This is a genomic window from Phycisphaerae bacterium, assembly GCA_024102815.1.
Taxonomy (GTDB): Bacteria; Planctomycetota; Phycisphaerae; order UBA1845; family UBA1845; genus JAGFJJ01.
Genome location: JAGFJJ010000072.1, coordinates 1 through 23,246, shown reverse-complemented (window position 1 = coordinate 23,246; position 23,246 = coordinate 1). Strand labels below are relative to the sequence as shown.

The following is a 23,246-nucleotide window of genomic DNA, read 5'->3' as shown; positions in this document are numbered from 1 at the left end:
ATCGAGCCCATTGGCCACGCAAGAATTTTTCGCGTTGCGCGACAGAACCGATGTCGTTTTACGTTTAGAGAGTAGAGGGGGAACGAAACCGTGCCTGTTGCTGCTGAGGAAATAGCGAGAATGGATGACCGGCCCCAGAAGGAGCGGAATCTGCGGGACGGAGCGGAATCGCATGAATCGCCCGGCCAATGCGCCTGCGCCGTCTTTTATGCGGCGCCGGTGAGGCTGTCGAGCCGCTTCCTGTTACTGGAGTGTAGCCAGTGCGGAGCGCTCTGGGCCGTCAGGCAGGGGCAGGATCCGGTACGACTCGCGGCCGCCGATCTCGCAACCCTGGAGGAATTGGACGGTGACGATAACAGCGAGACCCGCGCCTCCTGAAGTCCGCCGGCGCCATGCAGAAACTGAAGAACCTGAAACCACCCAACACGCCCAGCTTCCGTACCGCCTCGAGCGCATTGCTTAATGCGATGCGCTCTTTTCTAATGGACGGCGGACTTGAAGTTCCTCAATCACCCACGTATTTCCCCTCCCGCATGACCACCTTCCACCGCTCGCGCCAGAATGCATCCGTCTCCGCTGCAGGCCGGGCTGCAATCGTGTAGTGAAAATCCAGATGGCGATCCAAGTAGAGGGAGGGGCTAAGCCCCGCGGTGCTATCCTCGAGAGTAACGCGGAACCAGGGTGCTACAGAGGAATCGGAAGGAACAGTTGAAGGAGTCACCGATTTCAAGTCGGCCAGTTCAGAATCAGCGGGATACCGTTCCACCTCCCAGGCGTGCATTGGCCGAATGCGGTGCTTGAGCGAGATCGGAGTATCCAGAAAGGCATAGGCGTAAGGCGTGGCGGCTGCCAGATCGGGCAGGCGGCGAGTCCGCGGCGGGCCGAGCCCACTCATTTCGAGCGGATCAACAATCATCACGAATTTCACAATGTCGTACCCGGTGCGCGGCGGATCATCCCCCGGCAGGGGATCACCATCGAAGCCGTCCAGCTTGTTGTTGTGACCCCAGGCGACGATGGCATGCCTGCCTGCGCCGAAGAAGTCAGTCGAGACAAACATGCCCGCAAAGCGTCCAAAATGCCAGAAGTTCGAGCGTACCTCGCGGGTACGCGGATCGATCACCGAAAGTCGTGACGGGTACTGGATAAGATCGGTGCAAGCCACGATCAGCTCGTCGCCCGGAACACCGTCCAGATCCGCGGAGAGTATTGCCTCACATGACCAGATGCTTGCTGGGCCGTTATCCGGCCACTGACGACCATCAGACATTGGTAACGACCAGAGTTGCTCGCCGCTCGTCGAGTACGCAAACAAGCAATCATCTCCCACGGGCGGTGCCGTCCCGACTACAACTATCTGACTGCCTTGACCGTTCAGATCGACTATCGCGGGATATACCCTGTCCTTGAACGACTTGAATACCTTCCATTCGGCATCATCCCCGAACCTCACAAGTACCGTGCTCGCAGCACCGCCCTCATCAGTCTTTTCCACCCGGATCGCGCTTATTCTCGATACCGATTGGCTCACCAGGCTGCGGCGCACGCCGAACGCCACGCCGATCGTCGCAATCACCATGGCCAAGAACCAATAAACGACCTTCCGCCGCACGCGACGTTTTCTCGGCGATCGAATCCGCGCGCCGGATTCCAGAATGTCGAGGACCTGCTCCGCCGACGACGGCCGATCCCACGGTTCTTTCTCCACGAGGTTGACTACAAGGTCCGCAAGAGCATCATCCACTTGAGATAGGAGCAATCGGGGGTCGTCCGGCCGTTCATTCTGGATGCGATGCAAGACCGCTGCGGCCGAGCCGGATCGGAATGGGTTCTTACCCGTGATCAATTCGTACAGGACGACTCCTGCGGAGTACAGGTCCGTGCGGTGGTCGAGGCCTTCTCCACCGCGCGCCTGTTCCGGGCTCATGTACTCGGGGGTTCCCAGTACATTGTCGCTGATCGTGAGCTGCGTTTGACTCTCCTGCCAACGCACAAGACCAAAGTCGGCGATCTTTACCCGATCCGGACCATCAACCTCCGTGTCCTCCGGCCCTATGCCCTCCAGAAGCAGGTTCGAAGACTTGATGTCCCGATGGACGATCCCGGCATCGTGTATCACGCGCAAACCCCTGAACATACCGACGGCGATCTTTCGAACGGACTCAGCCGGGCGGGGACCGTGTCGCCGTACCCATTGGGCCACGGTGGGTCCACGCACGAACTGCATGGCATACCATGGCAGACCGCCCGCCTCGCCCACGGCGTGAATCGATACCACGTTCGGGTGGGCGAGCGCAGCGATCGCACGGGCTTCCCGGAAAAACCGGGGTATGGCCGCGGGACTTCGGGCGACGTCAGGACGAAGTACCTTGATAGCGAGTTGCCGATGGAGCTTGGTATCCTCAGCTGCGAGCACGATCCCCATTCCACCCTCCCCGAGGAGGCCGAGGATCTTGTATTTGTCCAGACGTAGCTCCGACCCGTCAGTACAAGGTTGGACGATGCCCAGACGAACGAGATCAGCCAGCGGATCCCGGCCACCGCGTATCATCCCGGCGACTCGCAGGAGATCCGCAATCTCCGCTGGAGAGCCGGGCGAATCGATGCGCGAAACGGTGGAAGCTTCGCGATCATCGATCCCGGCGTCGATCTCCCGGTTGATCGCCTTCCCTACGCGAACATCGGAAGTATCCAACGAATCGTCTGTTGGCTCGGCCGGGGGATGGTCGGGTTGCTCGGAGTCCTTCGACACGGCCCGCCTCGAATTCACTCGATGACACGTAGGCGCTTGTCCGGTTCTTCGAGCGTAATTCTAACGGACGCGACAGCCAGAATACAAGCAAGGCTTTATCCGGCAATAGAGTTCGACTTTGGATTTCAAGTTGGTAGCGCCGGCTCAGGACTCAGTTCGTCGGCGCCGGCGGAGGCTCGTCGGGTTGATGAACCGTGATGACCCGGTTCACGTCGGGCTGAGCAAGTTCCGAGACCGAATCGTCGGGCCAGATTATCCGCACCAATTTCACAGATTGCATCTCGCCCAATCCAAAGGTAACGGTCGCCTCCACCTGGGCCAGGTAACTTCGCGTGGGCATAGCCCGCCGCCGCTGGGTCACGCCGCCCGCGATCACTTCGACCAGCGCGCCGATTGCCTCGGTGTTGCCTTCCCTTCCGACCAGCGCGACGCGAAGCCAGTTGTGCCCGAGGGACTGATCGTTACGAAGCAGAACCGCCCGGCGCCCGGGCTGAGTGATGATCACGTCGAGGTCGCCGTCGCCGTCAATATCGGCCGTGGCCGCGGCGCGACCCACGCGGGCCTCGGCGAGATCGCCGGTCAATTCCGGCGGAACCTGAATGAATGATCCGAGCGGCGACCGTCCCGCATTCCAGAAAAGCTGGCTGGGCTGTTCGTACACCTGCCCGGGCTCGATCTCGGCGATGTTGGGCTCGGTGTGTCCGTTGGCGAGAAGCACGTCCAATCGCCCGTCCAGATCGGCATCGAGAAACAGTGCCCCGAACGTATTGGCGGGGATCGTCGCCGAGCCCAAGCCCTCGAGCACCGCGTCATCACTGAAAAGCACGCGTTCCCCGCGGGAGACATTCAGGGCCACGGTTTCCCCCGCCGCGCGACCGACAAGCACGCCGATCGCCTCATCATCGCGATAGTACCCCGCGCTGACGCCGTGCGACTTCTTGGTCGCTTCGCCCGGATCACCAAGCCCGAAGAGCGCCCCCCGCTCCGCAAAGGTGCCGTCCCCCATGTTGAGAAATACGAAGTCGCGAACCCCATCGTTGGTGACGAAAATGTCCAGCCACCCGTCGCGACTGATGTCCAGGAACGTCACCGCCAGTGCCTTGCCCAGCGGAACTTTGGTTTCAGGATCGAACACGTCGATACCTGCCTCGCTCGAGACGTCGGTGAATTGACCACCGCCCTCATTGCGATACAGGTAACTGTTCCGGCCGGGCAGATCTGCCGCCCCGCCGTACGCGGCAACGTCTCTTGGCGATGCATGTTTCGATTGGCGATCGGCCTCCGGAGACCACCGGGCGTAATTCGCGACGAACAAGTCAAGGTCGCCGTCGCGATCGTAGTCGAAGAAACCGGCCGACGTACTCCACGCATCCGCTTCGCCCGCGACGCCGGCCGCATCGGTCACTTCCTCGAACCGGCCATGGCCGAGGTTATGAAGGAGATGATTGGGACCCAGTGCGGAAAGAAAGAGATCCACCTTCCCATCGCCGTCGAAATCGCCGCAGGCCACACCGGTGCCGAAGTAGTCCCGCGGCAGACCGGCCGAAGCGGATACATCGGTGAAGCGACCGGTACCGTCGTTTTGATACAGCGCCGGTCCGGGCGGCAGGCGATCGGCCGATGCACTCCACGGCCAAGCGGCACCGTTGACCAGCAGCAGATCAGGATCGCCATCGTTATCGTAATCGAAGAACGCCGCGCCGCCGCCCATGGTCTCGGGAAGGAGCATCTCGCCGGCGAACGCATTCTGGTGAACGAACGTCAGGCCGGCGGATTCGGTGATGTCCGTGAACGGGATCGCCGGAGCGGTAACGGGCGGCGTGACAATCTCCGGCGCGTCCGTGGGAACCTGCGCGATCCGCCGCATGCCTGCACCTCGCGTCAGCAGGAAGACGCTGATCGCGGAAACCAGCGCCAAACCACCAATGACCGCCACGACCCATCGAAGGGTATGGGGCGCCGGCCGCGCTGGCTGCAGGGTGTCTCGCTTCTCGATGGCCATGTCGTCCCGCTCACTTCAGACGCACAAGCCCAAGGATACTCCCGGCCGCGCGTTTTCGCGAGAGACCTGGTTTGAAACGGCATGATGACGGCAAGAGGGGTCAGGCCCACCCTTCCGGTCGTAGGCGCGACGCGGGAAGCACCTGTCCCGGCATCGACCAACGGGCGCGGTAGAGTTCCAGCGATTGGACAATGGGGGCGAACAACGCTGCAGCCAACGCAGTGTCCACCGCGACCCAGACGGATTGGAATCGTTCAAGCGAGGCGTCAGTCGCACCGAACACCGCGTAGACCAGCGCTTCGAGCAGGTAGGCCGTGGCAAGCAATGCACAAGTCCGCCGGTTCAGTCCCAGAATCACCGCAAGGAGAAGCGCGAACCCGGGCCAGATCAATCCGACGTTGGCAAGCGCCGAAATCGTATCGCTGATCGGCGATGTGCGGCTCCAGTAACGCAGGTGCTGCCACAGGCCGTCGCTACCGAACGGTGCTTTGGTTTGCGATTCCGAACGCATGCGCTCCGAAAGCGCCATCGCTTGCTGGGGCGTCCGATTCGGCAATGCCCAGTAAGCGTACCAGTTGTCCGGCCAGGCAGGATCATCGGCGGCTCCCGCCGGCGCAATCATCGGCGCTTCGTCCCCCTTCAGCGCAACGGCGAGCTGCACACCGTCGGTCCTCCGCAGCAGATGCCGAACGAAGATTTCCGTCGCCAGGCGTACCGTGCGAAGCGGATGCTCGTGGATCAACTGCTGCGCCGCGGTCGAAGCCAGATCGTCGAACCCCCATTCGCTCATACCGTGGTCGTGAATCGCCCGGTAGCGCCCCACCCACGTATCGAGCTTGTTGGCACGATAAGCTGATTCGGCGGAGCGCTCCGGCAGCAACTCGACAAGCGTCCGTCCTTCCGGCGTGTCAGGCAGCGACAAACCCTGCAAGTACGTCGCGCGCAGAATTAGCGCGCCGCCTCGAGTTCCCGTGCACGGCCCGAAATGATCGCTGTGGCGCCAGTTCGCCAGACTCTCCACCAGGATGGACGCACCAAAGGGAATGAGCAGCGCCGTAACCGCAACACATGCCTCGCGCGGCTTGCGACGAAACACGATGGGAAGAACAATCGCGGCCGCTGCGATCGGTACGACCGCAACGCTGCGAACCAGCCAGGCAAACCCCAGAAGCATCCCCCCCACCCACGCCCGGCGGGCGTGACCTTCACCGACCATGGCCGCCGCAACCGCCAGAAGTCCGAATGTCAGGAGCACGGCGTAGGTGGTTTCGGACATGACGCGTTCGGCCCAGATGAACTCGAAGAGCCGGGCGGTCGTCAGGATCGCCGCGAGCCATCCTACGCCTCGGGAATGCAGCAGCCGCCCGAACCCGTAGGCGCCCAACGGAAGAATGGCCAGCATGAGGTATTGCAGCACGGCCACGCCCCAGCTCATGCTTCCGAACACGGCCAGACTCGCCGCGAGAACAAGAGAATAGCCCGGCTTGCGGAAGGCGAAGTCGGGGGCGCGGTCGCCCGCCAGCAGGGCCTCGGCATTGTCCCGGTATTGGAGGGAGTCGGCGCTGACCAGGACCCGGCCCTGTTTCCAGGTGAAGTGCGCCGCCTGGGCGGTAAGCGAAAGGACGGCGATCAGCAGCAGATCGCAGAACACCCGAGCCCGAAATGACCGATCCGTTTCCATACCATCCCTGGTTCACCGCGCGCCCGAGCCGCGTACGCCCTACCCATCCGGAAAATCGAGCCCCGGCGCGCAGAGGACTCCCCTTCGAATCTTTTCGGATGACCGGGCGGCGAGGTTCAATGCCGGAACGCGAATGCAGAAAATCCCTTGTTTTCCAGCCTGAAAACGTGGTTTTCGGGGCATCTCGCGCAACTACAGGAAGCCGATTTCACAGGCGGGAAACCTCGGGATCAACGGTTTGCGGCGCGCGTCGGCGCGGTCACTTGCACCGACAGCTTGCGCCCCAAATCGCCGGCTGACCCCGACGAATCCTGTTCGAAATGAGCATGCCCGCGAGCCTCGTCGACCCCATCAAGGTCCCTCGGGGGCGCACGAACCCTTCGCATGTGCGCTTGAATGTCCATGCATTTCGTCGGGGAATCCGTGCGGAATCATCGCTTTTTCCCGGGAAAATAGCTTGATTTCGTCCGCCCTCGGCCGTAGATTTTCCCCGGACTTGTCCAAGGAATGGATGACGTTCATAAAGGAGTTTCACATGGCGAAAAAGAAGAAGAAAGCTGCTCCCAAGTCGAAGTCGGTGAAAGTGAAAGCGGCCTCCGCTCCGCGCTCCAAGTCGCAGGTCTACGGCGACCTGGCGGACGCGACGGAACTCAGCCGCAAGCAGGTCGCCAGCGTGTTCGACGGCCTGGCGGACATGATCGCCAGCGATCTGGGCAAGCGGGGGCCCGGGCTCTTCACCGTCCCCGGCTTGATGAAGATCAAGGTCGTACGCAAGCCCGCCACCAAGGCACGCAAGGGCGTCAACCCCTTCACTGGCGAGGAAATGATGTTCAAGGCCAAGCCCGCGCGCAACGTCGTAAAGGTGCTTGCGCTGAAAAACCTCAAGGGCATGGTCTAACGCTCAGGTTCGGAAAGTGCCAAGATTATGGCACTGCTCGAGCGGCTGACGATCGGACATCCTGCTGACGGGAGTTGTGCATGGCGGCATGCGGCACATGCTCCCGCAGCGCAAGAAAAGGCGGTGGGCCCGAAAAGCCCACCGCTTTTTTTGTACCCGCATGCGTGCGCCGCAATACCCTCGCGATCACCAACCGCGCTATCGCCGGCGCCGATGCGATCCGCGCATGCCCGCCAGGCCCAGCATCATCACGCCGACCATGGACATCGAGAACGCCCCGCAGAATCCCGCTGTGGGCGGAGGAGGAGGCGGCTCTTCCGCGGCCATGTGAAAAACGTCATCCTGAATTTTCTCGATGCTCGTGTTCCACCGGATCACATCCGACAGCCGTGTCGCGGTAAGTTCCTCGATCTGCCCGGCCGTAAACGCCGGATCACGCGCATACCAGAAGCGATCGCCATCACGCAATCGCGTGAACTGATTCACCGCCACCGCGGCGATGAGCTCCCCAACCCCCGAGTTGGGCATGTGGTCCTCGGACAACGCCCCGACCCACAGGTCGATGTCGTCCACCGTCCCGTAAACATCGCGCAGCCCCTCCCGCGTTTCCACGTTCGATGTGATCTCGTCGAAGTCCTCCACGCGATCGAGACCCATCACTTCCCGCATCGTGTTGTAGTCGGGCAGACCGTGATCCCGCCCGCGCTGCATGTTCAACGAGGGCAGATCCAGACCACCCTGCCCCGGAGCGCCGAACAGAAAATTCCGCACGTCGTCCACGACGCGGTTGTCGAACTCCTGGGCCCGCTTCTTGGCCAGTCCGCGCAGGATCGGCTCGATGCCCCCTTCGCTGACCAGTCGATCCGGCCGGAAGAACGCCTCACGCAGCGAGAGATTGCCTTCCGGAATCTCCCGGCCCGACTCGTCCAACCGCATCACCTCCGGCGAAAGCAACGTGTGCCCCAGCCGGTAGATCGCGTTGGCGAACTCGTTGGCGATCGTGGCATTGGCGGCCGGGTCATACGAACCGGCTTCCGGGTCCGGCGCCATCTCGCCGAGCAACGCCGGCAGGAATTCATAGAAGGTGATCACCTGTACGAGGGCCCCCACTTCCTTCCTCGCCCGCTGATAGATGCGCTCGTCGGTCCACGTGGGATGCGCCGCCGCGATCAGATCGCAACGGCGATTGTGCTCGCGAACGAAGAGCGTATGGATTGACGTCAGGCCGAGCTGCTCGTTGCAGCGGATATCACCGGCCGTGAACAGGTCCGTCGAAAACGAAGGCAGTCCGCCCGGACCGGCGTTGACGACCGTGCCGTCGCTGTAGGGCAGGAGCTCCCCTTCGCTCATCTTCAGCTTGCCGCCCTCGAACGTGCGCAACCACGCCGCACGCTCGACATCGGAACCATAGACGTTGCTGCCATCAATGTATGACGTGATCTCATTGATCTGCTGCCGGGGATTGTCGACGTCCGTGCCCGTATTCGGATCGTAAACAGACCGGTCCAGTGCGATCACCGCTTCACCGGTTCCGTCCGGATCAAACTGCGGATCGCCCATGGGAACCGCAATGTCGAATGGCTCCACCGGGACCATGAACTCGCTCAGACTGATGTCATGATCGAGAAACTGCCCCCACTGCCAGACCCAGTCGGTCATCTCGTAGCCGTTCTCCATCAGGCCGATCTGCACCACGACCTCGTTACTGACCTCGCGCGCGCTGGGACGGTTGGCTCCCGCCGGACTCGAAATCCCGTCGGCGTACATCACCGGCCCCAGGCGGATCAGCCGCGTGAACGCCGCCCCCCACTCGGGATTGGCCACGTTGTTTCCGGTACCGTCGATCGCGCGATCCTCCGCCTGAACGGACGCCGCGCTGACGGCAAGCACCGCCACCAGAGCAAATCCTGTCCTGATACCCAGCATGTTTCGTCTCATCATCATGGCCCCCATCCCCAGAACGTTCTGGCAATCTCACGTGGTGGCTGTTCGGGCGCAGCCCGATGACCGCACCTGACTCGAGACACACACCGACCCGCGAACTGCGCAGATTCTCACCGGCCCCGCTTGGGCGATTATATCGTCGGAGATTCACATACGGAAACGTAAGGAGAGCGCCGCCCAGGCCCGTTCTCGGGGCCATTATCGGCGAAAACAGAAGGAAGCGCCCCGCCGTGCGGCGTTCCGGCACGCTGGCTCGGAGGAACCGGCCCCCGGCAATGGCCTAAAACAGCCCCTGCGCGATGAGCAGCAGAAAAGCGATGATGACCGCGTTGATGATTGTCGAGAACGTAATGGGACCGAGATCCATAGCCCTTGCTCCTCGTTGGGTGCGGGCGGCGAATGCACCTTCTGGCGACGCACCAACCCGGTCTACGACACCCGCGAGCGGTTCTCACTGGGAACCAACCCGCTTCGCAGCGTATTCTCCGTGATACATCGGGCGTCCATGAAGTGCAACAGGTAGTCCGGCGAACCGGCCTTTACCCCCGTCCCGCTCAAACGGAAACCGCCGAACGGCTGGGCGTCCACCTGCGAGCCGGTGATGCGGCGATTGATGTACAGGTTGCCCACGGCAAACTCCCGCCGGGCCTGCTCGATCCGCGCCGGACTCCGCGAGAAAAGCCCGCCGGTAAGGGCATAACGGGTCCCGTTGGCCAGCTCCAGGGCGTGATCAAAATCCTTGGCCCGAAACACGCTCAGCACCGGCCCGAAGATCTCCTCCTGCGCCAGCCGACCGTTGCCGGGCACATCGGCAATGATCGTCGGCGGGACGAAGAACCCCTCACTGCAAGCGGAAGGCAATTCCGCCTGCACGAGCATCTGACCTTCGATGCGGCCGAGCTCGATGTACTGCCGGATGCGCTTCCGCGCCGCTTCGTCGATCACCGGCCCCACCAGTGTCGCGGGCTGCTCTGCCGGTCCGATGATCACGCTCTCCACGGCGTCACGCAGCCGCTCCGTCAGTTCCGCATAGGCGCCCTCGAGCACGATCAGCCGGCTGCAACTGCTGCACTTCTGCCCCGCGAACCCGAAGGCCGATTCGATCACCGCCTGCACGGCACCGTCCAGATCGGCGTCGTCATCCACGATGATGGCGTTCTTCCCGCCCATCTCCACGATGAGCTTCTTGATGAACGGCTGCCCGGCGCGAACCACCGCCCCGGAACGGATCACACCCGTGCCCACTTCGGCTGAGCCCGTGAACGCCACCACGTTCACATCGCCGTGTTCCACGAGATACCGCCCCACGACGCCGCCATCGCCCGGAAGAAAGTTCGCCACGCCCGGCGGAAAACCCACGTCGTGAATGATGTCCAGCAGCTTCGCCCCGAGCACCGACGCCTGCCGCGCCGGCTTGACCACGACCGTATTCCCCGCGGCAAGCGCGGCCGAGGTCATCCCCGTCAGAATTGCCAGTGGAAACGCCCACGGCGAGATCACCGCGCACACGCCCTTGGGCGAGTAAGTGAGCATGTTGTCCTCACCCGGGAGATTGCGGAGCCGCGGACGGGTCGCAATCCTTTCGATCTGCTGGGCATAATAGCGGCAGTGGTCCACCGCCTCGGTAACGTCCGCATCGGCCTCGCGCCAGGGCTTGCCCACCTCGAGGATCATCGTCGCGGCGAGCTCGAAGCGGCGCATCTCCAGGCGATCCGCCAGCTTGCGGAGCAGATCGGCCCGGACCGCCGCCGGCTGGTGGCTCCACGGTGCGAACGCCCGCCGCGCCGCTGCAACGGCACGATCGGCGTCGGTCGTCTGCGCCAGCGCCACCTTGCCCACCACCTCCGAAAATCGCGAAGGATTTACGGATTCGGTATAGCCGGTGCCGTTGCCGGCCTCGCCATCGATGACCATGGGCCAGGTGCGGCCCATCTCGCCGCGTACATACTGAATCGCCCCGAGCATCTTCCGGCGACTCTCCTCCGCGGCAAAGTTGGTGTTGGACGCGTTCGCAAAAGTGTCCATGGGTTCCTCGGGATTACTATCCTGATAATGGCGACGGGGCAGCGGCGCACTGGGCGGGCGCCGCTCGGCCGGATCCTGCAGCAGCGCATCGCGCGATACGCGATCCGAAAAACTCTGCCGCAGGAAGCTGTCGTTCGAAGTGTTCTCCAACAGGCGGCGGATCAGGTAGCCCATGCCCGGCAGCAGATCGCCGTAGGGGCAGTAAACGCGCAGCGCCCGCCCCATATCCACGACTGCCGTCTTCAGCGGGTCGCCCATGCCATAGAGCATCTGGATCTCGAAATCGAGCGGTGAAAGCCCATTCAGCTCTGCCAGAGCCATGATCACCGCAATCGAACGAACGTTGTGGCTGGCAAACGCGGGACGGACCAGATTCGTGTTCGAGAGCATGGTCCGCGCCATCCGTTCGAAACACGCATCCGATTCCCACTTCTGCGTCCAGACCGGCGGCTCCTTGTACGCCCGCACCGCCGCCGCGACCTCCGCATCCCAGTAGGCCCCCTTCACCAGTCGAACCGCGAACCGCGTTCCACGACGCTTCCCCCAATCCAGCAGGCGCCCCAGGTCGCTCTCCCCGCTTCGCAGGTACGCCTGAACGACGATGCCGACGTCGCTCCAGTCGCGGAACTCCGGCTCCATCAACAGCGATTCGAACAGATCCAGCGTAACCGCCCGGTGCTTGCTCGATTCCATGTCCACGTTGACGAAGACGCCCGCCTCCCGCGCCCGGCGAAGCACCGGCCGGAGCCGCCCGCACACTCGCTCAATCGATCGCTTGGGGTCAATCGCGTCAAAGTGCGGATCAAGCCCCGTCAGCTTGATGGACAGATTCACCCGCGGCATGGACCCGTTTCGATCGCGGTCGATCAACGGAATCTCATCCCAGGTTCGCGCGGCCGGGGCAAGCTGTTCAACCAGTCCCAGGTAACGCTCGGCATAGGCGTCCGCCAGCCGATCGCTCGTCGTCGATTCCCCCAATACGTCCAGCGTGAACCCCATCCGCAGCCCGCGGAGCCGTTGAATAGTGCGTATGGCACTGGGCGCGTCGTAGCCGGTGATGAACCGCCCCGCCATGAGGTTCGCTCCGAACCACGTCCCCCAGCCGATCAACTCCTCGCGGGAACGCTCCGCCCAACCCGGCTGGAGCAGGGCATGGGCAGCCGCGGGAAGATCCACGTAACGCGGATCCATGTACTCCCGCAGGTGCCGAAGGACATCGGCATTCGTCCGCAACGCGGGAAGGCAATCGACAAACTGAAACGCGCGCGTCTTGAGCTGCTCGTCGCGCTCGACGAGATGCATCATCTGCTCCAGCCACCACGCCTTCTGCCAGACGCGCGGCCGGGCGGCATCCGCCTGCTCGAAAATCTCCAGGCCGACGCGCCGCGCCCGTCCGTTCAGTCGTCGAGTGAATTCGGTTTCGGTCATGGGTCTTGGATTATCAGAGAATCGACCGCCGCTTCCGCCGGATTGTCCAGGCAGATGATACGGCGCGGATGGAGGAACACCAGCCACGCGGCGCGAACCGGACGCCGAAACAGCCGCTCCATCGCTCGGGCATAAAGAGCCATCTGCGGCCGGTAGCGAAGCGCCCGCTCTTCTACCTTTGCCCCCTCCACGGCGTCCGTCTTGAAGTCCACGATCTCCACCGCGCCTGATTCAACCAGCACGCCGTCGACCACGCCTCGAACCAGTACGCGGTCCTCCGCCGGAGCCTCAGCCGCCGCCTCGAACAGGCCCGCGGGCTCCAGCGCGATGAACGCCAGTTCCCGACGATAGTCGTCACCCGCACGGGCGATCCGCTGCGCAAGCTCGCCGGACAAGAACCAACGCAGGGCATCCTCATCGAGGAGCCCGCTTTCCTCCTCGCGCAGAAGCCCCGCCGCCTTCAGTCGGTGCAATTCGGATGCCAGACCGCCCTCCTCTCCGGCATCCCGAAAACGAACGTGTTGCAGGAACCGGTGATGCGCGATCCCCCGCGCCGCGGCTTCCTCCCGTCTTGCCGCACCCGATTCGAACGTCCAGTCCGCGGAATCCCCCGGACGGACGACCTCGGCCAGGCGCTGGTCCAGCGGTCGCGTGAAATCCAGCTCCCCCTTCACCTCGCTCGCCGCCAGCGCCGCGCGGGTCACCGCCGACGACAACGTCGGATAGACCCAATCGATTCGCTCCAGAGTCTGGGCAACCTCGGGATCGTCAAAACGGACGGGCTCATCCGGCGGCAGTGGCCTCCCATGCGCCACCGCTTCCCGCATGGCCGCATTCGAATCGCCCGCCGCCGGAACCGTCGTCCAGGATGACATCTCCTCGTCGCCATAACCACGGACCGTAACGATGCTATCACCAGACCCGCCGGACTCCTCGTTCGACCCGTCTCCCACGAGCCGACGCGGCGCGGACGCCAACGCCGGAATGATCCAATCCAGGGGCGTTTGCGCCGTCACAACATCCAGATCATTGGGCGGCGATTCGGCATCCGCGGCCGTGCCGATGGCCTCCGCTTTCCGCTTCGCGTCGACCACGGACCCGACCAGGAACAACCTCTCCTCCGCCCTCGTCATCGCGACGTAAAGCACGCGCATCTCCTCCTCGCGCGCCGCCTGCTCGATCTCCCCCGCCGCCAAACGATGCGCCGCCGACGGATACGCCAACATCCGCTGCGTATCCAGTACCTTCAGCCCGACGTGCGCCCGCCGCTCGAAAATCATCGCCCCGGAGCGGTCCTGAAGATTGAATTTCGTCCCCGTGCCGGCGACGAAAACGATCGGAAACTCGAGCCCCTTGCTCTGATGAATGCTGATGATGCGCACGACATCCTCGGCCGCGCCCAGCGCCGGCGCCGCCGCGACCTCGCTCCCCTCCTCCCGCAGCGCCTCCACGAAACGCAGGAACCGGTGCAGCCCCTGCCGGCGGAACGTACCGAACCGGCGGGCAAGATCGTGAAGCTTGAGCAGGTTGGCCCGGCGCTGCATCCCGTTGGACATCGCCCCGCAGCGCGTGAGATGTCCGTACGCCTCATACAAGTGCCAGACGATCTCCGCCAGCGGTCGGCGCCGCGCCTTTTCGCGTAGCAGGACAATCGTTCTCAGAAGCGAGTCCACGCGCCGACGCAGCGATTCATCAGCCCCGCCCTCGGCGTAGGCCGCAACACAAGCATGAAAAGGCCGCGATCGATCAACGCAGCGAATGGCCACAAGCTCATCCTCATCGAACGCAACCCCCAGTACGCCGCCGCGCATCACGGCCGCAAGCGGAATGTCCTGCTGCGGGTTGTCGAGAACCTCCAGCGCGGCCAGCACATCCCGGATCTCCAGCGCGTCGAACAGCGACCCGCCCACGTCGGCGAACGCGGGAATACCCATGCGCGCCAGCACGCCCGCCATCTGCTCCGCGTTCACACGGGCGGCGCGGAGCAGGATGGCAATGTCTCGGTACTCCGGCGGTGTCCCCCCCGATCGCGCCGCTTCGCTGCGCAGCGCATGGATACGCGTGCCAATCAAATAAGCCTCGCGCTCCATCGCCGACCACTGGCCGACGTCTTCGACAGTCTCCGCCCCATCCCCGTTGTCGTCAGCCGATCCGGAATCAAAACGACGCTCCAGCAGGTGCAGCTCCACGGGCAGCGGAGATTCATTCGCGTCGAACGTCCGCCCGACATGCAGCCGCGCCGCATCATCGTATGCAATGCCGCAGGTCGACGTGCGCATCAGTCGCTCGAAGACGAGGTTCACGGCCTCGAGGATCTCCGGCCGGCTCCGGAAGTTCTTCTGCAGCGGAATCACGCCTCCGCGCGCCGCGGCCGACTCCCCAAACGCCGCCTGCCGCGCCAAGAACAGCGCCGGCTCCGCCAGGCGAAAGCGATAGATACTTTGCTTGACATCTCCGACGGAGAATAGATTCGCCGGTCGATCAAGTTCCATCTCGCGGCTCACGCAGCGCAGAATCGCCTCCTGAATCGGATTGATGTCCTGGTACTCATCCACCAGCACGTGGGCGAAACGATTCCGCATCATCCGCGCCACGGCCGAACCCTCCTCGCCGTCTTCACCCAGCAGGCGATACGCAAGCCGTTCGAGATCGGCAAAGTCCAGCGCGTCCAGACGACGCTTGCGCTCCTCGTAAGCGCGATCGAATCGCCGGACCAACTCCACCAGCGTGCTTACGTACGGCTCCGTCTTGCGCAGTCCGTCGAGCTGCTCCCTGGCCGAAGAGAGAGCGAATCCGTCACGCAGCCGCTTCCGAAACAACCGGTCCCGCACGACATCGCGGCAGCGCTTGCTCGCTCGATCGCGAAGTTCTTTCAAATTCGGATCGGTGTCCCGCGAGAGCCTCGGTCCCGTTGGTATGTCGAACGGATCCTCAGCGATCTCCCCGCGAACCGCTTCCACCTCGCCAAGCAGCGCAACAACGGCCTCCCGCGACAGACTCCACAACGCCCCAATCTCATTCGACGGACCGACCCCGGCCGCGACAAACGCCTTTCGCAGCCGTACCGACCAATCTTCCAATCGCGCGACGTAATTCTCCACGCCCTGCGCATAGGCCGCGCACACCGCGGGCATCGCCCGAAGCTCCAACGCGATCTGCCGGCAACTCTCGAGCTGCAATTCGAGCTCCCGCCACATGCGCGCGAAAAGCTCGGCCGCAGTCCACTCGGCCCGCTCCCCAACGCCCGCCATCGCCCCATCCAGCCACGCATCCGGTTCGGGAAGCGATCCGGCGAAATCGCGCAGCCGCAGCACAAAGCGCTTGATGGCGCCATCCCGTCCCAGTCCGTAATCGTCCACGAGTCTTGCAAAGCGCTCCGCGAAGGCCGCGGGGGAATATTGGGGTTGCTCCTGCGCGTCGGCCCGCCTTCCCGCGCCCAGAACGTCGTCCTCGCGGGAAACGCTCCCATACAGGTCGCTGAACAACTCCTCCAGAACCTCGCTCCGCAGCAGCGCCGCCTCCTCCGCGTCGAGCAGCACCGCACCGGGATCGACGCCGAGCTCGCTGAATCCGCGCCGGACCAGCCACAGGCAGAACGCGTGGATCGTCGAGATCTGCGCCGCGTCGACAAGAACGAGTTGTTCGCGAAGGCGCGGATCGCCCGGCCGATCCAGGCTCCGCTGCCGGATCGCCTTCACGATCCGCTCGCGCATCTCCGCTGCGGCCGCCTCCGTAAACGTGAGAACCAGCAGTTGATCCACGTCGCAGCGAAACGGCGGCGGCGCGTCGCATACCAGGTAGGCGCAGCGCTCCGCAAGCACCGCCGTCTTGCCCGATCCCGCGGCGGCACTGACCAGCACGCTGCGATCGACGGTCTCGATGCCCCGCCGCTGCGCTTCCGTCCAGGAGATGGTGCTCATGACGGCCGCCATTATAGGTCCGGCGTGGCCTGCTCCGCCAATGACGGCGGATTCCACTTCTTTCAGGACGGTTCATTCCCTGTGCGCTGATTTCGCCCAACCACGACCGCCACGGCCACCAAGTATCGTACGCTCGCAGCGGAGGGGACGAAGGATGGCGGACCGCGGAGTCCGGCCCTGCTGCGATGTCATGAACGTGGCACTCGCCGCGCGGCCGGAGCCTTCGCGGTCCGTCCTTCCCTATTGGGGGTAACGCCGGTCAGGGGACCGGCGGGGGAAAGACCATGCCGCTTTCCGGGGGGGATTGTCCGTGCTCGTCCTCGATCGCCTCGCCGCGTACGCGGCGCCGTCCGCGGCGCTGCTCCTGATCTCTGGTTGTGGAACGAATCTGTTGCCCGGCACCGTCGGCCGCGCGCCGACCCTGACCCTCTCCTCGCTCGTCGAGGATGAGTCCACTTTCCACGAATCCGACGCCAACGACCTGCTCGACCTGGCCGAGTACGTCGCCTTCGCCGCCGATCCGCGGATCATCCGCGGCACCATCGACAGTCCCGACGACGTGGATGTCTTCGACCTCGGCCCGGTGGAAACCGGCGACCACATCGTGGTCCGCATGGCCACCGACGAGACCCTGGACGGCGCCATCGCCGCCTTCGATGACACCGATTCGGCACTCCTGGTCAACGACCATCGCAACGTCTATCTCGGCGTGCGCGATCCGTTCATCGACATCGTCGCCCGGCGCCCCTCCGACGCCCTGTACGTCGCCGTGGCCGCGACACCCGGATACAGCGCCAACGGCGACTACGGCCTCGTCGCCACGCGAACCACGGGCGCAGTCCCGCTGGCGCCTCAGCCCGACCGCGTCCTGCTGATCTTCAACGGGGGCGACGACGTGGTGGTGGGCGGACGGCCGGCCGTCGACGTGCCCGTTTTTGACGCCGCCACCATCGATCCCAATTTCACCGGCCGGACCGAAGATATCATTCGCGCCCTTGTTGCCGACGTGCGCGACGACTTCGCCGGATTCGACGTGGAGATCTACTCCACCAGCGAAGGCGCCTTCGACGACGGAACCATGACCCGCATCTACTTCGGCACCTTCGACGCCGCCCTGCTGGGAGTGGCCGAGGGCGTCGACGAGTTCAACAGCCGACAGCACCAGACCGCCATCGTCTTTACGGACACTTTCACCGCCTTCGGCATCCTGCGCCCCAACACGACGCAGATGGCCCAGGCCCTGGCCAATGTCGCCAGCCACGAAATCGGACACCTGCTCGGACTGGTCCACACGGCCGACCGCCGCGGACTCATGGACGTCACCGCCAGCCTCCGCGACCTCATGGAAAACCAGTCCTTCCGCAAGTCGCCGATCTACCGCGATGTATTCCCCGTGGGCCAGCAGGACGCCCCGAGATGCCTGCTCGATTCCCTTGGTGGCGACGAGGACTTCGTGCTCGCCCGGCAGCGCGCGGAAGCGAGCAAAGCCGTCTCGGCCAAGTCCGCAGGCCCGGCCTGTCGCACACAGCTCCTGTTCAGCACCTGCGGACTGGAGGAGCACTGAACTCGCTTCACCGCCGGCCAATGAACGGCAACGGGGTAGCGTGCCGTGGTCATTGGCAAGTACACCCGGTGAAGGCTAGGATGACGCCTCGGGGGATTCCCTCATGATCCTGGATAGCTCGGTGGGGAAAAGTCCGGCGACTGCACCCGCGCCCGGCCGTTGGACGATGATCCATTCGTGAAAACCACTTGCTCACTCCTCGCCCGTACATCATGCACCTTCGTGCTTGCCTCGACCCTTGTACTGGCGTTGGGCGGGTGCGGTTTCACCCCCAGCATATTGCCGCCTCCGGAGGTGAATCCCACCGACGGCAATCGCGGCCTCGATCCCGGCACGACCGGCCCGGGAAAATACTTCGGTGAACCCAACGACACGTTCGCTTCGCCCATCACGGCCTTTTTTAATGAAAACGGATTAGCTCGACTCCAGGGAACCGTGGAGTCCTCTGGCGATCTGGACGTGTTCGTCCTCGGTCCGATGAGCGCCGGCGACCGCATCAGCGTCGACGCGTCAACGCCGACGTCCGACCTGGATGTTTCCATCGCTCTCTTCGACAACCTCGGCCGGTTGGTTCTGGCCAACGACGACCGCGTCGATCTTCCGATAAGCGGCAACGACCTGGATTCGCTCATTTCTGACTTCGTCGTCCGGCATGAGGGAAGTCCCTACTACCTCGTCGTAACGGATTCCGCGTTCGCGGGAGTGGGCCAAAAGAACGGCGGCTACTACGCGGACGTTTCCGTCACGCGGGGTGCGGAAATCCCCGCGGCCGTCGGGCAAATTCTGCTGCTCGACTTCCGCGGCACCGTGCTGAATTCCGAGACCCTCGGCCGGCAGGTCGTGGATCCCTTCAGCGGAGCGGCTATCTCGGCCGTTTACGCCGGAAAAGACGACGATCTCAAGCAGCTCATCCTCGAGACCGTCCGGCAGAACTACCAGCGATTTAACGTGACCGTTCTGACTTCGGACGATCTGCCGTTGCCCGCGGGCACGGAATATTCGAGCATTTACCTGGGAGGGTACGACGCCGGCGTGTTCGGCATTGCCGAGGACGTCGACGATTACAACGTGGATTATTGCGACGATGGCATTATCTACACGGAGACGTTTCAGCCCTCCATTTTTTCTCGGACGCCCACGGTCGAGGAAATGGCCGTCGCCATTGGCAATGTCGCCGCGCACGAAGCCGGGCACCTGCTCGGGCTGAATCACGTGGACGATGACCGGGCCCTGATGGACGACCGTTCGGTGGCCGACGCCTTTATCGAGGACCAGGAATTCATGGAAGCGCCGCTCTCCGCCGACATCATGAGGATCGGCACCCAGGACGCGGCGCTGCTGCTCTACGAAATCGTCGGACCGGCAGGTCCGGCAAAGAGCTGGCGGCGAACCGGGGGGTATTAAGCCGCAACGCTCTTGGGGAACGGGGGAAGTCGGCGGCGACAACTCGCCACGCGCCGCCTTCTGACACAACACACAATTGACGCGCAGCGACCGAAACCGCGCAGGCCACGGGTTTGCGTCGGATCTTGTCGGCCACTGCCTATCGACCCGGCCGGGGGGCGAATCAACCCTCAGGCAGCGGGCATGCCGTCGGCGCGGCGTTGTGTCCTGTCCCGTTCCTCCGCGCGGAGGAGACAAGAGGATGTCACCGATTTACGCACAATGTCCCTACTGCACCTTTCCGGTGGTCGTGCCGGCCATCGAGCAGTCCGCGCCGCGCCATTGCCGCCAATGCCGCCGACGCTTCGTTCCCGAACATGCCGTCATCACCGGGCGCGAGCCGGCCGTGGAAAAAGCCGAGACCGGCGCCCGCCGCCGTCAACGCTTCATGGCCCTGCGCACCTTCCTCCAGCCGCGAAAACCCAAGCCGGTGTAACGGCGAGCGTGTCGCCCTCGCGGCACGGACTTGCCACTCGCCCTCCATAAGTAATAACGCGCAAGGGCGCTCACTGAATTGCGCGCGCCGAGTGAGCGCCCCGAAATGTGGCGCTGGTCATTAAGTTGAGCGTTCAACTTAAAATTGCAGCAAACATTGTCAATTGACTGTGTTGCTTTTTGCCTGATTTTGGTGCGACTGGTTGTTGTGCGTATCGAGTTCGGGGCGCGGGCTTGGGGCTCAGTCGGGGCAACCAACATCGACACGAGGCGCGGCCGTGGCACAAGCCGTCCGTCTACTCGGCCTCGCTGAAGGGCGTTTCTGCCCGGTTCTGGAGACAGGTTCCTCGAATTGAGGCGTAACGCTGGTCCCAGGCGATTTCGAACGAGTTCATGTCCGGCACCGTGAAACTCAGGTCGATTCGCTTCCCATTGTACAGCGCGGGGATCACACCGCTCAGCGGGAGTTCGTTGCTGAGCTGCGCGAGAGAGATGCATATCTGAAGAAACCGCGGGTAGGTCCGCGCGGGGGCCGGTACCATCTCCCACCATTCACGTTTGTCTTCTTCGTAGAACACGGGGCCGAAGTAGCGCAGATGGGGCTCCTTCGTGGCGGCGTCAACGCCAAGCTGGATGCGGTACATGCCGTCATGCATGGCCTGATGGATCAAGAGGCCCAGCAGCTCGCGCAGCCTCGGTCGCGGCCTGAACAGCTCCTCTTCGTGCAGCCTGAATGACTTGACGACCAGGAACTTGCGACGTTTGAAGAGGGTCAGCATTGTCGGATGGTTACTGTTTTGGTGCGTCGGGGGACGGGCGCTACCAGGCTACAACCCATCGTAAAATATCTGTTTACTAAAGAGCAATTGAATGATGATGATAACTACTGCCGTCCAGGCAAGTGACACTCCCACCTTGAAGGGCAAGTCTATCCGGAAGCGTCGAGTGAGCAGCACGCCACTGCCGATTAGTGCGGCGGCGAGAAGTCCAAAGAAACCCAACGGCCCCAACGAGTTACTAAGCCGAAGGACTGCCAAGCTCATGTCTTCGTCAACCAGAACCGTAGGCAGGTGCAACGTTGACAGAGACAGGATGCAGAAGCAAACAGCCATTAAGAACATGACCCCAGGGACCTTACGGCGCTTGTCCGAAACATCAATATACGTGCGGGGATCGTGGGGGTCGAAGGGTCTGCCGCACTCCGGGCAGCGATTATCCGCCAGCCCATCAAGGCAGTAGGCACATTTCACGCAACGTTTGGTCGCGCACTTTGGCGCATTGTCGCGCCGATCGGCTTGATCAGAAGGATTGCTCATATTGACGGCGTATTTCGTTCTCGCGTGAAATCAAGAGCAGGTCTTTTGCCGCAGGCGAACCGAACATCTGCCACGCACAGGTTTTTTCGTCTGCCGGAGGGATTACCTGTTTGAGGATCGTTGCTCGCATTGTCCTACCAGGGCTCCCTTATAATCCCGTTTCTCACGATGTCGTCACCCAATCCGTTTTCAAACTTCCTGTTGGGTCCGCAACTGATAACTTGAACGTGACGACAGTCAGTCGATACGGCGACAATGTAGAGGGGTAAATGCCATTCATCCAGTATCTTCCCCGTGACCCAGTCTATGGGTTCAGCGGATCCAATGAACACCTCATCAGCAAGATCGAGGCGCTCATCCAGAAAAAGGGCAACATCCGTTCGGGCCTGGCCCATGGGAAGGGCCGCGCACGGGGACGTCATGGGCCGTAGGTTATCCGCTACAATCAACATCATTAGGCTCGTATCCTGACTTCTTTTCTTGTCCAAGTACCACTTGTGTCTCGCATGGGCAACGATTGCCCACCAAAGCCACAGGCCGAACAAAACGACGCTAGGCAGGATGATCGCCGTAAAACGTACCCATGTGCGTGGCCTGCAATTTGCGAATTTCTGAATGTCATCGTCTGCCGGCATTGCCTCACGCCATCCAAATGCAACTATAAGCATGCGTTGCAGTCTTGTCATCATACAGACTGCGCGATGCGATCAACCCAGTACTTCCGATCATTCTGTGCATTGGAGATGGAATATCCACCATATTCCTACACACATGCACGATTAACCCATTAAGTCGGCCATCATCTGACTCGGACCGGCGAGTGCATGACCGGCTTTATCGACAGAAGACCGAGATGCGTCTCGTCGGGGCTGCATACGTATTTGACGCAAAGACGCCGGAGTTTTCATATGTATAAGCGTTATTCACCAGTCGGCATCCTGCACTCGGGGGACAGGCCGTTGGGCCCAAACGGCTTGCCATAATCTTCACAGACCCGGCGAATAGAGACCCCTGCCCAACAGCCACTCGATAACGACGAGAATTGTTGCCGTCCATGCGAGCAGGAGTGCGGTCAAGAACAGCGTACCAACCGCGAGACGTCGATTGATTGCATGCAGGCTGCCAACCGCCGTTGCCACCAAGACAAATATGCGCCCGAGTGACTGCAATTCGCGGCTAGCACTCAACAGCCATTTCTCAATCTCTGCGTCCATTGGAATCGCATCCATCAGATGACGTGCAAACGCTGCCAGGACAGCGATGAAGACGAATAGCACGTACGCAGAATCGCGAAACCAGCATCGTTGGCGCGGCATTACATCAAAAGTAGTCGGATCGCCGGGGTCGAATCGCTCGCCGCATTCCGGGCAGCGATTCTCCGGTAGTCCATCAATTATGTACTCACAGTTCTTGCAGATTCGCGTCATATTGTACGCACCTGGCGCCCGCCGAACCGCATCGGCGGGATCCGTGGCACTGGGTCATTCATTTTTGAGAGCCATTCCAGCTCCATCACGGCGGATACTTGAGGTCGGTGGACTGTACTTCGGCGTTTTGCGAAATATCGTCGCCTTGGCCATTCTCGTATCGTCGATTTGCGCCACTGCTGATAAACTGAATTTGGCGACAGTCATCGCTCTTGGCCACTACATGCAGTGGCTCCTTCCAGGAATCGAATGCCGAGCCGGTTCGCCAGTCCATGCGGGACGCATTATTGACCATTGATCGGGTAAATAAAGTGTATTGCTTGAACCGATATTGTCATGCATGAGACCCCTAGGCACAGCGGAGGAGTTGGAGCGGCGTCGCCTGCGAGCCATGACGCTGCTGGACAAAGG

At 62.6% G+C, this 23,246-nt stretch carries 14 protein-coding genes; 5 read left to right on the top strand and 9 right to left on the bottom strand.

Features of this window, described 5'->3' with window-relative positions; genetic code table 11:
• Positions 1-120 precede the first annotated feature (120 nt).
• The gene (locus tag J5J06_18180) at positions 121-378 is read left to right on the top strand and encodes a hypothetical protein (GenBank protein ID MCO6439026.1); all 258 of its coding nucleotides are present in this window, start codon (positions 121-123) and stop codon (positions 376-378) included.
• Positions 379-505: 127 nt separating this feature from the next.
• Here the strand turns inward: J5J06_18180 and J5J06_18175 are convergent, their stop codons facing one another.
• From J5J06_18175 to J5J06_18165, 3 genes are all read right to left on the bottom strand, one after another.
• Entirely contained in the window at positions 506-2,752 is a 2,247-nt protein-coding gene (locus J5J06_18175) for a serine/threonine protein kinase (protein ID MCO6439025.1), read from the bottom strand.
• Between the two features lie 151 nt (positions 2,753-2,903).
• Positions 2,904-4,754: a CRTAC1 family protein gene (locus J5J06_18170; protein MCO6439024.1), complete on the bottom strand. Its 1,851-nt coding sequence runs from the start codon at positions 4,752-4,754 to the stop codon at positions 2,904-2,906.
• 100 nt (positions 4,755-4,854) lie between these two features.
• Positions 4,855-6,435, bottom strand: a complete 1,581-nt coding sequence (locus J5J06_18165) for a glycosyltransferase family 39 protein (protein ID MCO6439023.1) — start codon at positions 6,433-6,435, stop codon at positions 4,855-4,857.
• A 535-nt stretch (positions 6,436-6,970) separates the two neighbouring features.
• Between J5J06_18165 and J5J06_18160 the strand changes: the two genes are divergently transcribed.
• Positions 6,971-7,333, top strand: a complete 363-nt coding sequence (locus tag J5J06_18160; protein ID MCO6439022.1) for an HU family DNA-binding protein — start codon at positions 6,971-6,973, stop codon at positions 7,331-7,333.
• A 198-nt stretch (positions 7,334-7,531) separates the two neighbouring features.
• On the opposite strand, the gene J5J06_18155 is transcribed toward J5J06_18160, so the two are convergent.
• From J5J06_18155 to J5J06_18145, 3 genes are all read right to left on the bottom strand, one after another.
• Positions 7,532-9,277 carry a peroxidase family protein gene (locus J5J06_18155; protein ID MCO6439021.1) on the bottom strand — a complete coding sequence of 582 codons (1,746 nt, stop codon included), beginning with the start codon at positions 9,275-9,277 and terminating at the stop codon, positions 7,532-7,534.
• Positions 9,278-9,706: 429 nt separating this feature from the next.
• Positions 9,707-12,730: a proline dehydrogenase family protein gene (locus J5J06_18150; GenBank protein MCO6439020.1), complete on the bottom strand. Its 3,024-nt coding sequence runs from the start codon at positions 12,728-12,730 to the stop codon at positions 9,707-9,709.
• The gene (locus J5J06_18145) at positions 12,727-16,650 is read right to left on the bottom strand and encodes a UvrD-helicase domain-containing protein (protein ID MCO6439019.1); all 3,924 of its coding nucleotides are present in this window, start codon (positions 16,648-16,650) and stop codon (positions 12,727-12,729) included. Before J5J06_18145 ends, J5J06_18150 begins: the two co-directional genes overlap by 4 nt.
• Positions 16,651-16,960: 310 nt before the next feature.
• Between J5J06_18145 and J5J06_18140 the strand changes: the two genes are divergently transcribed.
• The 3 genes from J5J06_18140 to J5J06_18130 all read left to right on the top strand — a co-directional run bounded on the left by J5J06_18140 (position 16,961) and on the right by J5J06_18130 (position 20,093).
• Positions 16,961-18,214 carry a matrixin family metalloprotease gene (locus J5J06_18140; GenBank protein MCO6439018.1) on the top strand — a complete coding sequence of 418 codons (1,254 nt, stop codon included), beginning with the start codon at positions 16,961-16,963 and terminating at the stop codon, positions 18,212-18,214.
• A 177-nt stretch (positions 18,215-18,391) separates the two neighbouring features.
• On the top strand, positions 18,392-19,618 hold the full coding sequence (locus J5J06_18135; protein MCO6439017.1) for a matrixin family metalloprotease: 1,227 nt from the start codon (positions 18,392-18,394) through the stop codon (positions 19,616-19,618).
• A gap of 241 nt (positions 19,619-19,859) precedes the next feature.
• Positions 19,860-20,093: a hypothetical protein gene (locus tag J5J06_18130; GenBank protein ID MCO6439016.1), complete on the top strand. Its 234-nt coding sequence runs from the start codon at positions 19,860-19,862 to the stop codon at positions 20,091-20,093.
• Positions 20,094-20,388: 295 nt separating this feature from the next.
• On the opposite strand, the gene J5J06_18125 is transcribed toward J5J06_18130, so the two are convergent.
• From J5J06_18125 to J5J06_18115, 3 genes are all read right to left on the bottom strand, one after another.
• Complete coding sequence (locus J5J06_18125; GenBank protein ID MCO6439015.1) at positions 20,389-20,871, bottom strand: hypothetical protein; 483 nt, start codon at positions 20,869-20,871, stop codon at positions 20,389-20,391.
• Positions 20,872-20,919: 48 nt separating this feature from the next.
• Positions 20,920-21,408: a hypothetical protein gene (locus J5J06_18120; protein ID MCO6439014.1), complete on the bottom strand. Its 489-nt coding sequence runs from the start codon at positions 21,406-21,408 to the stop codon at positions 20,920-20,922.
• A 986-nt stretch (positions 21,409-22,394) separates the two neighbouring features.
• Entirely contained in the window at positions 22,395-22,835 is a 441-nt protein-coding gene (locus J5J06_18115) for a hypothetical protein (GenBank protein ID MCO6439013.1), read from the bottom strand.
• Positions 22,836-23,246 lie beyond the last annotated feature (411 nt).